Here is a 13,056-nt window from a genome sequence, read left to right as displayed (position 1 = left end):
GCCTTCAATGTGTCCAATGCAATGTTGACAATATCTCAATGCACACTGAGCATTGAGCCATGGATCTGAAGCGTCTCGGACATCTGGTGGCTCTGGCCGACACCCGCCATTTCGCGCGCGCGGCGGAGCGCGTGCACCTCAGCCAGCCGGCTTTCAGCCGCAGCATCCAGGCGATCGAGCAGGAGCTGGGCATGCGGCTGTTCGACCGCGAGACCGGAGACGTCAAGCCGACACCGGCGGGCGACTTCCTGATCACGCGAGCCCGGCGCCTACTGTTCGATGCCCGCTGCCTGCAGCGCGACGCCCTGCTCTACCGCGATAGCGAGCTCGGGGACACGGCCTTCGGCGCCGGCCCCTTTCCGGCCGCGACCATCATGCCGGCCGTGATCTCGCGGCTGCGGCGCGCGCATCCGGGCGTCTGCCTGCGCCTGGAGATGAACAACTGGCAGTTGCTGCTGGAGCGGCTGCGGGCCGAGGACATCGAATTCTTCGTCGCCGAGGTGCGCGACATCCCGCCGGACCCGCGGATCGAGATCAAATCGCTGGGCCGGCAGAGCGCCCATCTCTTCGTGCGCGCCGGCCACCCACTGGCCGGGCGGCGCTGCAGCTTCCTCGAGGCCTGGCACTACGGTCTGGCGGCCATCAAGGTGCCGGGCCCGGTCAAGGCCCTGCTGGCCCGGCTGCTCGGCCGCAGCGCCGCCGACGAGATGGCGCTGGCCCTCGAATGCGACGACCTCTCGCTGCTGCGCAGCCTGGCGCTGAGCAGCGACACCGTCTGCGCGACCTCGGATGCCGCCGTGGCCGACGATGTGCGCGCCGGCACGCTGGTGCCGCTCGAACTGAGCGACCTGCCGGCCGTCTATTCGGACATGGGTCTGGTGACCTTGCGCAACCGCACGCCCTCGCCGATGGCACAGCGCGCAATCGCCTGCGTGCGCGAGGTGGCGGCCACGGTCAATCTGCCGGCCCCGCCCTGAGCCGCCGGCCGGGCTCGGCGGCAGGCGTTTCTATACTGCCGCCATGATTCCTTCCATCGTCTGCATCGGCGGCGCCAATATCGATCGCAAGCTGCGCAGCCGCGAGGCGCTGACCATGGGCAGCTCGAACCCGGCCGTGCAGCTGGAGGCCTTCGGCGGCGTCGCCCGCAATGTGGCCGAGAACCTGGCCCGGCTGGGCCTGCCGACCCGGTTGATCACCGCCGTCGGCGACGATGCGGCCGGCCGGGCCCTGCTGGCCCATGCGGCCGAGGCCGGCCTGTCGAGCGACGGCAGCCTGCTCGCGCCGGGCGAGCCGACCGGCAGCTACACGGCCGTGCTCGATGCCGGCGGCCAGATGCTGCTGGCGCTGGCGGCGATGCCGCTGGCCGATCGCCTGACGCCGGACTTCCTGCGCGACTGCGCACTGCCGGCCGAGGCGACGCTGGTGCTGGATCTGAACCTGCCCGCCGCCAGCATCGCGGCCCTGCTGGCCCGGGCGCGCGAGGCCGGCCTGGCGGTGATCGCCGTCGCCGTGTCCGAACCTAAGATGGCGCGGCTGCCGGCCGATCTGCACGGCCTGCAATGCCTGATCCTGAACCGCGGCGAGCTGCGCGCGCTGCTGCCCGGCGCGGCCGATGATGAAGCGCGCCTGGCCGACTTGCAGCGCCGCGGCCTGCGCCAGATCGTCGTGACGGCCGGCGGGTCTGGCCTGCTGTGCAGCGAAGCCGGACAGGCAGCCCAGCAGCTGCCGGCCCCGCCCGTCGCGACCATCGTCGACGTCACCGGCGCCGGCGACGCGCTGGCCGCCGGCATCTGCGCGTCGCTGACGCGTCTGCCGCTGGCCAGCGCCTGCCGGGTCGGCCTCGAACTGGCCGCGCTGACCCTGCAGACCACCGCCACCGTCCACCCGGGTTTGAGCCCCGCCTGGCTGGCCGAACACCTCGAAGCACACCATCCATGAACACCAACAGCCACACCGTCTTCGCCCCGCAGCTGCAGGACCTGCTCGAATTCGCCCCCGAGGTCGCCGAGGCGCGCCGCGCCGGCCGCGCGATCGTCGCGCTCGAATCGACCATCATTTCGCACGGCATGCCCTATCCGCAGAACGTGCAGACGGCGCGCGAGGTCGAGACCCTGATCCGCGCGGCCGGCGCCGTGCCGGCGACGATTGCCGTGCTGGGCGGCAAGATCCGCATCGGCCTGACCGAGGCCGAGCTGGAACTGCTGGGCCAGTCGCCCGAGGCGCTGAAGGTCAGCCGCCGCGACCTGCCCTATGTGATCGCCAGCGGCCGAATCGGCGCGACGACGGTGGCCGCGACGATGATCTGCGCGGCCCTGGCCGGCATCGCCGTCTTCGTCACCGGCGGCATCGGCGGCGTGCACCGCGGCGCCGAGACCAGCTTCGACATCTCGGCCGATCTGCAGGAGCTGGCACGGACCTCGGTGGCCGTCGTCTGCGCCGGCGCCAAATCCATCCTCGACATCGGCCTGACCTTGGAGTACCTGGAGACCCAGGGCGTGCCCGTCGTCAGCGTCGGCCAGGACAATTTCGCCGCCTTCTACACGCCGGACAGCGGCTTCAAGGCCGATTTCCGCCTCGACACCGCGGAAGAACAGGCGCGCTTCGTGGCGACCAAATGGGCCCTGGGTCTGGCCGGCGGCGTCGTCGTCAGCAACCCGGTGCCGGCGGATCAAGCCATGCCCAAGAGCGAGATCGACGCGATCACCGAGCAGGCGCTGGCCGAGGCGGCGGCCCAGGGCATTGCCGGCAAGGCGGTCACGCCCTTCCTCTTGGCGCGCATCAAGGCCCTGACCGAGGGCCGCAGCCTGGCCAGCAATATCGCGCTGGTGAAGAACAATGCGCGCGTCGGTGCGCAGCTCGCACTGGCGCTGAACGCGCTGCCCGGCCGGCTCGGCTGAGCGGGATTCCTCTCTGGCGGTGCGCCCCTTGCCGGCGTCCAATCGGCGGCGGCAGGGCGGCGGCGCTTAACCGGACGGCAATATGAATGCCGGCACCGGCGCTTAAGCTTGCGCCCGTGACGGCGCTCGCCCTGCCGTCCCCGCTCGCCGCAAGAACTCGAAAGCTGGAAATGTCCCGTAAGCTGCTGACCCTGTCCCTGATCGCGATCGCCCTGGCCGCCGGCGGCTGGTGGTGGAAGAACAATCGTGCCGCGCCGGAGGCGGGTGCCGCCAGCGGCAATGCCGCCGCCTCCGCGCAGGCGGCCAGCGGGCCCGGCGGCCGGCCGGCGACGCAATCGGTCGGGGTGATCAGCGCACAGAAGCAGGAGGTGCCGGTCAGCATCGAGGCCAGCGGCACCGTCGCCGCGCTGAACACCGTCGACCTGCGCGCGCAAACGACCAGCACGGTCAAGGAGGTCTTGATCCGAGACGGCCAGAGCGTCCGCAAGGGCGATCTGCTGTTCCGCTTCGACGACCGCGCCGACCGCGCCAATCTGGACAAGGCCCGCGCCCAGCTGGCGCGCGACCGCGCCACCCTGAACGATCTGGAGCGCCAGTACCAGCGCGCCCAGGAACTGCGCGCGCAGAACTTCATTGCGCAGAACGCGGTCGACACCGCCTTCGCCAACCTCGACGCGCAGCGCGCGCTGCTGCAGTCGGACCAGGCGGCCGTGCAGGCGGCCCAGGTCGCGCTCAGCTACAACGAGATCCGCGCGCCGCTGTCCGGCCGCGCCGGCGTCGTCAACGTCGTCGCCGGCAGCCTGGTGCAGGCCAATTCGACGGCCCTGCCCCTGGTCAGCATCGCCCAGCTGGACCCGATCAGCGTCAGCTTCGCGCTGCCCGAGTCGCAGCTGGCGCCGCTGCTGCAGGCGACCCGCGGTGGCGCGAGCGGCGCGGCGCCGCGACCGCTGGAGGCGCAGGTGCTGCTGCCCGGCGCGCGCCCGGCCTCGGAGCCGGCGCGCGGCCGCGTGAGCTTCGTCGACAACCTGGTCGACACGGCCACCGGCACCATCAAGGTCAAGGCCGAGTTCGACAACAAGCAGCAGACGCTGTGGCCGGGCCAGTATGTGCGCATGCGGATGATTCTGCGCACGATCAAGGACGCGGTCGTGATCCCGCAGGCGGCCATCATCCAGCGCGGCAATGAGCGCGTGGTCTACATCGTCGACGAGAACAAGCAGGCCCAGCTGAAGACCATCCAGCTGCGCTACCCCTTTGGCGAGCTGGCCGTGGTCGACGGCATCGAGGCCGGCGCCAAGGTGGTGCTGGACGGCCGCCAAAACCTGCGCCCCGGCACGCCGGTGCGCGAGCAGCCGGCGGCAATCAATCCGGCCGCGCAGGCGGCGCGCCGCGCGGCCTCGGCGCAGGATGCGGCGGCAACGGCCTCTGCGCCAGCCTCCTCCGGAGCAAGCGCACCATGAACCTGACCGAACTGTTCATCCGGCGGCCGGTGATGACCGTGCTGCTGAATATCGCGCTGGTGATCGCCGGTCTGGCGGCCTGGGGCAAGATCCCGGTCGCGGCCCTGCCCTCCTACAACACGCCGGTGATCAATGTGCAGGCCTCGCTGCCGGGCGCCTCGCCGGAAACGATGGCCTCCTCGGTGGCGCTGCCGCTGGAAAAGCAGTTCTCGACCATCGCCGGCCTGCTGACGATCTCGTCCACCAACACGCTGGGCAGTACCTCGCTGACCCTGGAGTTCGACCCCTCGCGCGACATCGACGCGGCCGCCGTCGACGTGCAGGCGGCGCTGTTCCGGTCCTTGCGCGCGCTGCCGACCGAGATGACCTCGCCGCCGAGCTATCGCAAGGTCAATCCGGCCGACGCGCCGGTGCTGCTGGTCGCCCTGACCTCGCCGTCCATCAATCTGTCGGAGCTGAACGACTTCGCCGAGAACCTGATCACGCCCAGCCTGTCGACGATCGACGGCGTGGCCCAGGTCGGCATCTTCGGCCAGAAGCGTTTCGCGGTGCGGATCAAGGTCCGCAACGAGGTGCTGAACCAGCGCAATATCACCTTGGAGGAATTGCAGGCGGCGATCCGTGGGGCCAATGCGAACACGCCGGTCGGCGTGCTCGACGGCACGCGCCAGACGCTGACCGTGCAGGCCAACAAGCAGCTGCGCAATGCCAAGGAGTTCGGCGACATCGTCGTCGCCACGCGCAACGGCGCGCCGACCTTTCTGCGCGATGTGGCGGATGTGCAGGACAGCTTCGAGACGGTCAAATCGTTCTCCAACTTCAACGGCGAGCGCTCCATCGTGCTGGCCGTGCAGCGCCAGCCGGACGCCAACACGGTCAAGGTCGTCGATGCGGTGAAGGCCATGCTGCCGCGCTTCGCGGCCCAGCTGCCCGCCTCGGTGCAGATGAGCACCTTGAACGACCGCTCGGTCTCGATCCGCGAGTCGCTGCACGATGTCTACTTCACCTTGGCGCTGACGGTGGCGCTGGTGGTGCTGGTGATCTTTTTGTTCCTGCGCCGCGCGGTCGCGACCCTGATCCCGACCCTGTCGCTGCCGATCTCGCTGATCGGTGCGCTGACCCTGCTCTATGCGCTGGGCTACAGCCTGGACAATATCTCGCTCTTGGGCATCACCTTGGCCGTCGGCCTGGTCGTCGACGACGCGATCGTGATGCTGGAGAACATCCACCGCCATATCGAGGACGGCATGGCGCCCTTCGCCGCAGCGATACGCGGCGCACGCGAGATGTCCTTCACCATCGTGTCGATCTCGATCTCGCTGGTCGCCGTGCTGATCCCGATCTTCTTCATGCCCGGCGTGATCGGCCTCTTGTTCCACGAGTTCGCCGTCGTCGTCTCGCTGTCCATCATGGTCTCGGCCGGCGTCTCGCTGACCCTGGTTCCGATGCTGTGCAGCCGTTTCCTCAAGGCCCACCACGAGACGGAGGAGAGCCGGCTCGGCCGGAGCTTCGAGCGCGCCTTCAACCGGATGCTGGACCTGTACACGCGCAGCCTGGACCTGGCGCTGCGCCATCGCGCCTGGGTGATGGGCGTGGCCGTCGCCAGCTTTGCGGCCACCGTCTGGCTCTATATCGCCATCCCCAAGGGTTTCTTCCCCGAGGAGGACATCGGCCAGATCCAGGCCAGCACCGAGGCGGCCGAGGACATCTCCTTCAATGCGATGACGGTGCTGCAGGAGCGCGTCGCGACCATCGTGCAGAAATACCCGGCGGTGGCCAGCGTGTCGGCGGCGGTCGGCGGCGGCGGGGGTGGCGGCAATGTCAACACCGGCCGCATGTTCATCAATCTGAAGCCGCGCGCCGAGCGCCCGCCGATGAAGGAGGTGCTGGAGGGCCTGCGCAAGGAGCTGCGTGCGGTGCCCGGCATCGCCGTCTATCTGCGGCCGGTGCAGAACCTGCAGCTGGGCGGCCGGCAGAGCAAGAGCCGCTACCAGTTCACGCTGCAGTCGGTCAGCGCCGGCGAGCTCAACAGCTGGGCCGCCAAGCTGCAGGACAAGCTGCGCGGCGATGCGCGGCTGTTCCGCGACGTCACCAGCGATTCGCAGCTGCGCGGCCTGCAGGCCAATCTGATCATCGACCGCGAGCGCGCCACCATCCTCGGCGTGCAGATGCAGGACCTGCGCAACGCGCTCTACGACGCCTTCGGCGAGCGCCAGATCTCGTCCATCTACGCCGAGAGCAACACCTACCAGGTGATCATGGAGGCGACCGATGCCGATCGCCTGAGCGAGGACGCCTTCAACAAGATCTATCTGCGCGGCCGCAACGGCGCCCAGGTGCCGCTGGCCGCCTTCGCCAGCGTGCAGCGCGGCCTCGGGCCGACGGCGGTCAACCACCAGGGTCAGCTGCAGGCGATCACCTTGAGCTTCAATCTGGCGCCCAACGTGCCGCTGGGCGACGCGACGAAGCAGCTGGAAGCCTATGTGAAGGAGATCGGCCTGCCCTCGTCCATCATCACCAGCTACGGCGGCGATGCGGCCGTTTTCCAGGACTCGCAAGGGGGTCAACTCTTGCTGATCGGCCTGGCGGTGGCGGTGATCTATGTGCTCTTGGGCGTGCTCTACGAGAGCTATATCCACCCGATCACCATCCTGGCCGGCCTGCCCTCGGCCGCGGTCGGCGCGCTGCTCACCTTGCAGATCTTCGGCATGGACCTGACGCTGATCGCGACGATCGGCATCCTGATGCTGATCGGCATCGTCAAGAAGAACGCGATCATGATGATCGACTTCGCGCTCGATGCGCAGCGCAACGGCGGCATGAGCCCACCGGAGGCGATCCGCGAGGCCTGCATTCTGCGCTTCCGCCCGATCATGATGACGACGCTGGCCGCCTTGATGGGCGCGCTGCCGATCGCGCTGGGCCTGGGCGCCGGCGCCGAGCTGCGCCAGCCGCTGGGCCTGGCCGTCGTCGGCGGCCTGATCCTGTCGCAGGCGGTGACGCTCTACATCACGCCGGTGATCTATCTGGCGCTGGACCGCTTCAGCGGCAAGGGGCCGGATATGCGGGAAGTGCCGCAGGGAAGGATGACGGCGCATGCGGGAGCCGATTGAACGAAAAGGCAAGCGCACCGGCAGTGCCATGGCTCGCACCGAGACCGACCGACTTCGCGCGGCGCACAACAGCTGCCTTGACCACTGGCCCGCAGACTCTAAGATCCGGCGATAACAAGACTGCTCGAGCTGAGGAGAACGTCGATGCGGTGCAAGCAGCGGATCGGAATTAGGCTTGGCTTAGCGACGTTCGCCGCCGCGATGCTGCTGCCGCCCATGCCGGCCAAGGCGGCGGTCACAAGCGCGACGGTGACCGTCACCGCCAATGTCGAGTCGGTCTGCACCGTGTCACGGCTCACCGACCTCAACTTCGGCCCGGTGCTCGCCAATCTCGGCAGCCCGCTTGCCGCGACCGCTACGATCGAGGCTGCCTGCACCCAGGGGGCGACGGTCTCGATCGAGATCAACAACGGCCTTCATTTCGGCCTCGGCCAGTCGGCCACCCTGCGCTCGATGGCCAATTCGACCGGCGGCTACATCTCCTATCACATCTACCAGCCCGACGCCGCCACGCTGAGCAGCTGCGCCGGCGCCTCGGTGGAGTGGACGACCGGCGCCAATGCCCTGTCGGGCACCATCGGTGCCGGTGGCAGGCGCTCCATCAGTCTGTGCGGCGTCATCGATGCCGCACCGCCGGGCGGTTACGCGGCCGGCGCCTTTAGCGATGTGGTGACCGTCACCGCGATCTATTGAGTACCGGGCCTGGCTGAACATGAGGCTGAGCTTCGCGACCGCGATGAGGATCGCCATGCTGCTGGCCGGCGCGCCGGCAGCCGACGCGCTGGCTGGCGGCTTCAGCGTCTCGCCGATCGGGCTGAGCCTCGACAGTCGCGACGCCTCGGCCTCGGTCCGCGTGCTGAACACCAGCGATGAGACCATCGTCGTGCAGAGCAAGGCGCTCAAATGGTCGCAAGCCCAGGGCCGGGACAGCACGGTCGAGACCCGAGAGCTGTTGGTCAACCCGCCGATCTTCAGACTGGCTCCGGGCGAGGAGCAACTGGTGCGGGTGGCGCCGCGCAATTCGACGCGCGGGCCGATCGAGGACGCCTACCGGCTGCTGATCAGGGAGGTCCCGCCCAAGGAGGAACCGGCCAGCGGCAGGGGCGCATTTCGCATTGCAGTCGCCCACAATATGCCGGTCTATATCCGCCCGCCGACCCCGGACCCGAACCCGGCGGCGAACTGGCGTGCCGAGCGCACCGCCGAGGGCGTGCGCCTGATCGGCGAGAACGGGGGCACGAGCCGCTACCGGATCCAGGACGTCGAGTTCTCCGTCGGCGATGCCCGGCTCCAGCGGACCTTCCTTGTCGTGCTGGCGCAGTCCCGCCTGGAGCTGGATCTGGCGCTGCGCCCCGATCCGGCCTCCCGCAGCCTGCAGATCAGGGCGCAGGACGAGGCCGGGCGGCCGGTCAGCATCGACGTCCCACTTGAAGAGCGCCCTTAGCGTCGCTGCGATGGCAGCGTCCCTGCTACTGGCTCATCACGCGTGCCGCGCCGGTGAGCTCGATGGCGTCGACAGCGAGCTGTCAGACCCGGCGGGCACGGCCGCGCAGGGCCTGGTCTTGCTCGAGGCCACGGTCAATGGCCAGGCGGTCGGCAGCCTCGTCGTGCTGCCGCAGCCAGGCGGCCGCCTGCTGGTCGAGCGGGCCGCGCTGCGACGCTGGCGCGTGAAGGCCCTGCCGGATTCTGTGATCGAGATCGAGTCGCGCCCGCTGGTGGCGCTCGACGCGATCGCCGGTGCCACGGCCACGATAGACCAGCGCACCCAGCGCCTCCACGTGCGCCTGCCCCCGAGCGCCTTCGAGCCTGGCTCGCACGCATTGCAGCGCGGTGGCGTCGTCGAGTCGACGGCGCCGCCCTGGGGCGGTTTCGCCAATTACAAGCTGTTCGGCTTCTCGTCCGAAGCCTCCTCCTTTGCCTCCGGCCTGTTCGAGCTCGGAGTCTCGGGGCGCTATGGCGCCGGCAACACCAGCTTCGGCGCCAACACGGCGACATTCAGCGGTGGCACGACCGGGCGCCTGATTCGACTGGAGAGCGCCTGGCGCTACGACCTGCCGTCCAAGCTGCGCACCGTGACGCTCGGCGACGCGATCACCACGCCAGGGGCCTGGGGCCGTTCGATTCGCTTCGGCGGCCTGCAGATCGGCAGCAATTTCAGCCTGCAACCGAATCTGCTGACCTATCCGCTGCCGGCGGTTCCAGGCACCGCCGTCGTGCCGTCAACGGTCGACGTGTTCGTCAACGGTTCGCGGGTGGGCTCGCAGCCGGTCGATCCGGGCCCGTTCAGCATCACCGGCATGCCTGTGGTCACCGGCTCGGGCGAGGTGCAGCTGATCGTGCGCGATGCCTTCGGCCAGCAGCAGTTGATCACGCAGCCGTTCTATACCAGCCGTCGGCTGCTCGCCCCCGCCCTCGACGACTACCGCATCAGCATCGGCGCGCCGCGGCGCAACTACGGCCTTGCCAGCTCGGACTATGGCGACGGCTTCGGCAGCGCTTACTGGCGGCGCGGGCTCAGCGACAAGACCACCGTCGAGCTGCGCGCCGAGGTCGACGCGCATGTGCGTGCCGGCGGTGCCACCGTCGACTGGAATCCGGCGAATCTCGGCGTCATCAGTGCCGGCTTGGCGGCCAGCCATGGCGATGCCGGCAGCGGCCAGCTCGCCGTGGCCGGCTACGAGTACCAGCGAGCGCGCTTCAATATCGTGCTGCGCGGGCTCTGGGCCAGCCCGGAGTTTCGTCTGGCCGGCGACGAGACAAGCCTGCGACGGCTCGCGCGCAGCACGATGGCGGCGCTGGGCTACAACTTCGGCGCGGCAGGCTCACTGGGCCTGGCCTGGGCCGGCCAGGCCAGCCACGGCGAGCCGGCTGTCCAGAGCGCCACGCTCAGCTATTCGTTCAACCCGGTCAAATGGGCCTCGCTGATCCTGTCGGCCTCGCGCAGCTGGGGCGCGTCGGTGCCGGGCAGCAGTTTCTTTGCCTCGTTGGTGCTGCCGCTCGGCGAAGCGACGACGGCCTCGGTCGATGCTTCGTCGAGCCGCAGCGGATCGCATGACACCGGCCATGCGGCCCTGTCCTTGCAGAAGGCCATCCCGAGCGGCGAGGGCTGGGGCTACCGCTTGCGCGCCGGCAGCGACCAGCGCTACGAAATCGGCGGCACCCGCTCGGGCCGCTACGGCATCTACAGCGCCGACATCGCCAGCGGCGGCGGCAGCAGCGCCGTTCGGTTCAGCGCCGAGGGCGGCATCGGCTATGTCGATGCCACCTTCTTTGCCGCCCGACCCATCGTCGACAGCTTCGCCCTGGTCAGGGTCGGCCAGTTCGAGAACGTGCGCGTCTATCACGAGGGCAATTACGCGGGCCGCACCGATGCCGAGGGCAAGCTGATCCTGCCCCGACTCTATCCCTATCAGCCCAATCGGATTTCCATCGACGAGAAGGACCTGCCGATCGACATCACGCTGGCCGCCTCGGAACAGCGGGCCGCACCGTACTTCCGCTCGGCGGCCCTGGTCGACTTCGACGCGCGGCGGCGGCTCAACGCACTGCTGCGGGTCCTGCTGCCCGACGGCACGCCGCTGCCGGCCGGCGCCGAGCTGCAATATGACGGCAGCGCGCTGAGCCATCCGGTCGCCGACGACGGCGAGGTCTTCATCCCCGACCTGCCCCTGCAGGCCCGCTTCGTCGCCCGCTGGGGCGAGCGCCGCTGCAGCTTCCAGCTGCGCCTCGAACAGGCCCCGGCCGAGCGGCTGCCGGTGCTGGGGCCCTTCCTTTGCAAGTCGGGGGCGGAGCCATGAGGGGGGCTCTGCTCGCCACCCTGCTGCTGGGGCAACTGCTAGGCGCAGGACCGGCGACGGCGCAGAACGAAGGGAAATTCGCCTGCACGATGTCGGTGGGCAACAGCCTCAATTTCGGCGACTACGTTCCCAGCCGCGGCCTGCCAACCACGGCCAGCACCACGGCCGAGTTGTTCTGCACCCATCTCGGCGGTGGGTCGGTCCTGGTTTCGTGGGCGGCCGAGCTGTCGAACGGCGCCACGGGCGATTGCAGGCTGCGCGCGATGAAGACCGGCTCCGCGTCCCAGGCCCTGAGCTACAACGTCTATATCGACAACCCGGTCGGCGGCATCTGGGGCAATCGCGGCTGCGAAAGCTTTCCGTCGGGCACGATCCGGCTTTCCAATGGGCAATCGGCCAGCTCGGGGGCTAGGCGTCTCTACGGCGAGATTCCGGCCGGCCAACTGATCAGCCCCGGGCGCTACGCCGACACCTTGCTGCTGACGGTCAGCTACTGACCGGCGCGCCGATGCGCTCCGCCCGCAGGGCCGCACCGAGACCGCTGATCCCGCGCTCGATCAGCATCAGCGCATGGTCGAAGCCGGCCGCCGGACCGTAGTAGGGGTCGGGCACGTCCTGGCCCTCGAGGCCGGGGGCATAGTCCAGCAGCAGGCGGAGCTTGCCGCGGTGCTGCTCGGGGCACATCTCGCGCAGGTCGGCAAGGTTCTGCGAGTCCAGCGCCAGGATCAGGTCGTAGCGCTCGAAGTCGGCGGTCTCGAACTGGCGCGAGCGAAAGCGCTTCTCGGCCTTCAGTTCCCGCCTCGCCAGTGCCGCGGCGGCGCGCGAGTCGATCGGGCCGCCGACGGCACGGGTGCCGGCCGAGCGTATCGCCTTGCACTGCGCCAAATGCTGGCGGGCCAGCATCTCGGCAATCGGCGAGCGGCAGATATTGCCCAGACACACGAAGAGCAGCGAAGGCCCGCTGGCCTTGGCAAGGCCGAACTTCAACATCAGCGCGCCAGCTCGGCCCGCATCGCGTCGATCACCGCCTTGTAGTCGGGCTTGCCGAAGATGGCCGAGCCGGCCACGAAGGTGTCGGCGCCGGCATCGGCAATCGAGCGGATGTTGTCGACCTTCACGCCGCCGTCGATCTCCAGGCGGATGTCGCGGCCGCTCTGGTCGATGATCTTGCGCGCCGCCTCGAGCTTCTTCAGCGCCGAGGGGATGAAGCTCTGGCCGCCGAAGCCGGGGTTGACGCTCATGATCAGCACCAGATCGACCTTGTCGATCACCCACTCCAGCACGTCCAGCGGCGTGGCCGGGTTGAACACCAGGCCGGCCTGCTTGCCCTCGGCCTTGATCAGCTGCAAGGTGCGGTCGACATGGGCGCTGGCCTCCGGGTGGAAGCTGACCAGATCGGCGCCGGCCTTGGCGAAGGCGACGGCCAGGCTGTCGACCGGCTGCACCATCAGGTGCACGTCGATGGCGCAGGGCGTGCCGTCGGGCTTGACCGAGTGCCTGCGCAGCGCCTCGCAGACCATGGGCCCGAAGGTCAGGTTCGGCACGTAATGGTTGTCCATCACGTCGAAGTGAATCCAGTCGGCGCCGGCGGCCAGCACGTTGCGGACCTCCTCGCCGAGGCGGGCGAAATCGGCCGAGAGGATGCTGGGGGCGATGCGGTAGGTGGTGCTCATGGGGCGGGATTCTACGGAGGCTTGGGCCCGTCGAAGCCGCGCCCGGCCCACGTACTGACCGCGTCATGGACTGCGCGTGGCGCCTAGGTGGCGGGCGGCAGAAATCCGAGACCGAG

11 protein-coding genes are annotated in these 13,056 nt (G+C 69.2%); 9 read left to right on the top strand and 2 right to left on the bottom strand.

The window, feature by feature from the left end; genetic code table 11:
* Window positions 1-59: 59 nt before the first annotated feature.
* The 9 genes from QWJ38_RS05345 (at window position 60) to QWJ38_RS05305 (ending at window position 11,764) form a co-directional block, all read left to right on the top strand.
* Window positions 60-977 carry a LysR family transcriptional regulator gene (locus QWJ38_RS05345; RefSeq protein ID WP_290358001.1) on the top strand — a complete coding sequence of 306 codons (918 nt, stop codon included), beginning with the start codon at window positions 60-62 and terminating at the stop codon, window positions 975-977.
* A 43-nt stretch (window positions 978-1,020) separates the two neighbouring features.
* Window positions 1,021-1,938 carry a carbohydrate kinase family protein gene (locus tag QWJ38_RS05340; RefSeq protein WP_290358000.1) on the top strand — a complete coding sequence of 306 codons (918 nt, stop codon included), beginning with the start codon at window positions 1,021-1,023 and terminating at the stop codon, window positions 1,936-1,938.
* On the top strand, window positions 1,935-2,897 hold the full coding sequence (locus QWJ38_RS05335) for a pseudouridine-5'-phosphate glycosidase (RefSeq protein WP_434063942.1): 963 nt from the start codon (window positions 1,935-1,937) through the stop codon (window positions 2,895-2,897). The genes QWJ38_RS05340 and QWJ38_RS05335 overlap by 4 nt, the downstream gene beginning before the upstream one ends.
* 170 nt (window positions 2,898-3,067) lie before the next feature.
* The gene (locus tag QWJ38_RS05330; protein WP_290357999.1) at window positions 3,068-4,357 is read left to right on the top strand and encodes an efflux RND transporter periplasmic adaptor subunit; all 1,290 of its coding nucleotides are present in this window, start codon (window positions 3,068-3,070) and stop codon (window positions 4,355-4,357) included.
* Window positions 4,354-7,470 (top strand): efflux RND transporter permease subunit, encoded by a 3,117-nt coding sequence (locus tag QWJ38_RS05325; RefSeq protein WP_290357998.1) that lies wholly within the window; start codon window positions 4,354-4,356, stop codon window positions 7,468-7,470. The genes QWJ38_RS05330 and QWJ38_RS05325 overlap by 4 nt, the downstream gene beginning before the upstream one ends.
* 144 nt (window positions 7,471-7,614) lie before the next feature.
* Complete coding sequence (locus QWJ38_RS05320) at window positions 7,615-8,163, top strand: Csu type fimbrial protein (RefSeq protein ID WP_290357997.1); 549 nt, start codon at window positions 7,615-7,617, stop codon at window positions 8,161-8,163.
* 19 nt (window positions 8,164-8,182) lie between these two features.
* Window positions 8,183-8,914: a fimbrial biogenesis chaperone gene (locus tag QWJ38_RS05315; RefSeq protein ID WP_290357996.1), complete on the top strand. Its 732-nt coding sequence runs from the start codon at window positions 8,183-8,185 to the stop codon at window positions 8,912-8,914.
* 10 nt (window positions 8,915-8,924) lie between these two features.
* A complete protein-coding gene (locus QWJ38_RS05310; RefSeq protein WP_290357995.1) occupies window positions 8,925-11,267 on the top strand; it encodes a fimbria/pilus outer membrane usher protein in 2,343 nt (780 codons plus the stop codon).
* Window positions 11,264-11,764 carry a spore coat protein U domain-containing protein gene (locus tag QWJ38_RS05305; RefSeq protein WP_290357994.1) on the top strand — a complete coding sequence of 167 codons (501 nt, stop codon included), beginning with the start codon at window positions 11,264-11,266 and terminating at the stop codon, window positions 11,762-11,764. The genes QWJ38_RS05310 and QWJ38_RS05305 overlap by 4 nt, the downstream gene beginning before the upstream one ends.
* Here the strand turns inward: QWJ38_RS05305 and QWJ38_RS05300 are convergent.
* Window positions 11,754-12,257 carry a low molecular weight protein-tyrosine-phosphatase gene (locus tag QWJ38_RS05300; RefSeq protein WP_290357993.1) on the bottom strand — a complete coding sequence of 168 codons (504 nt, stop codon included), beginning with the start codon at window positions 12,255-12,257 and terminating at the stop codon, window positions 11,754-11,756. The two genes, QWJ38_RS05305 and QWJ38_RS05300, sit on opposite strands and share 11 nt — an antisense overlap.
* A complete protein-coding gene (rpe, locus tag QWJ38_RS05295; protein ID WP_290357992.1) occupies window positions 12,257-12,940 on the bottom strand; it encodes a ribulose-phosphate 3-epimerase in 684 nt (227 codons plus the stop codon). The genes QWJ38_RS05300 and rpe overlap by 1 nt, the downstream gene beginning before the upstream one ends.
* Between the last annotated feature and the right edge of the window lie 116 nt (window positions 12,941-13,056).

The organism is Roseateles violae, assembly GCF_030410485.1.
Classification (GTDB): Bacteria; Pseudomonadota; Gammaproteobacteria; order Burkholderiales; family Burkholderiaceae_C; genus Roseateles_D; species Roseateles_D violae.
The sequence above is the reverse complement of the archived record's forward strand: the minus strand, read 5'-3'. Positions and strand labels throughout refer to the sequence as shown.

Excerpts from the sequence above, each read along its gene's own strand:
- QWJ38_RS05310 (WP_290357995.1), top strand. The coding sequence starts at position 8,925 with ATGGCAGCGTCCCTGCTACTGGCTCATCACGCGTGCCGCGCCGGTGAG.
- QWJ38_RS05335 (WP_434063942.1), top strand. The coding sequence starts at position 1,935 with ATGAACACCAACAGCCACACCGTCTTCGCCCCGCAGCTGCAGGACCTG.
- QWJ38_RS05315 (WP_290357996.1), top strand. The coding sequence starts at position 8,183 with ATGAGGCTGAGCTTCGCGACCGCGATGAGGATCGCCATGCTGCTGGCC.
- QWJ38_RS05345 (WP_290358001.1), top strand. The coding sequence starts at position 60 with ATGGATCTGAAGCGTCTCGGACATCTGGTGGCTCTGGCCGACACCCGC.
- rpe (WP_290357992.1), bottom strand. The coding sequence starts at position 12,940 with ATGAGCACCACCTACCGCATCGCCCCCAGCATCCTCTCGGCCGATTTC.
- QWJ38_RS05330 (WP_290357999.1), top strand. The coding sequence starts at position 3,068 with ATGTCCCGTAAGCTGCTGACCCTGTCCCTGATCGCGATCGCCCTGGCC.
- QWJ38_RS05300 (WP_290357993.1), bottom strand. The coding sequence starts at position 12,257 with ATGTTGAAGTTCGGCCTTGCCAAGGCCAGCGGGCCTTCGCTGCTCTTC.
- QWJ38_RS05320 (WP_290357997.1), top strand. The coding sequence starts at position 7,615 with ATGCGGTGCAAGCAGCGGATCGGAATTAGGCTTGGCTTAGCGACGTTC.
- QWJ38_RS05325 (WP_290357998.1), top strand. The coding sequence starts at position 4,354 with ATGAACCTGACCGAACTGTTCATCCGGCGGCCGGTGATGACCGTGCTG.
- QWJ38_RS05340 (WP_290358000.1), top strand. The coding sequence starts at position 1,021 with ATGATTCCTTCCATCGTCTGCATCGGCGGCGCCAATATCGATCGCAAG.
- QWJ38_RS05305 (WP_290357994.1), top strand. The coding sequence starts at position 11,264 with ATGAGGGGGGCTCTGCTCGCCACCCTGCTGCTGGGGCAACTGCTAGGC.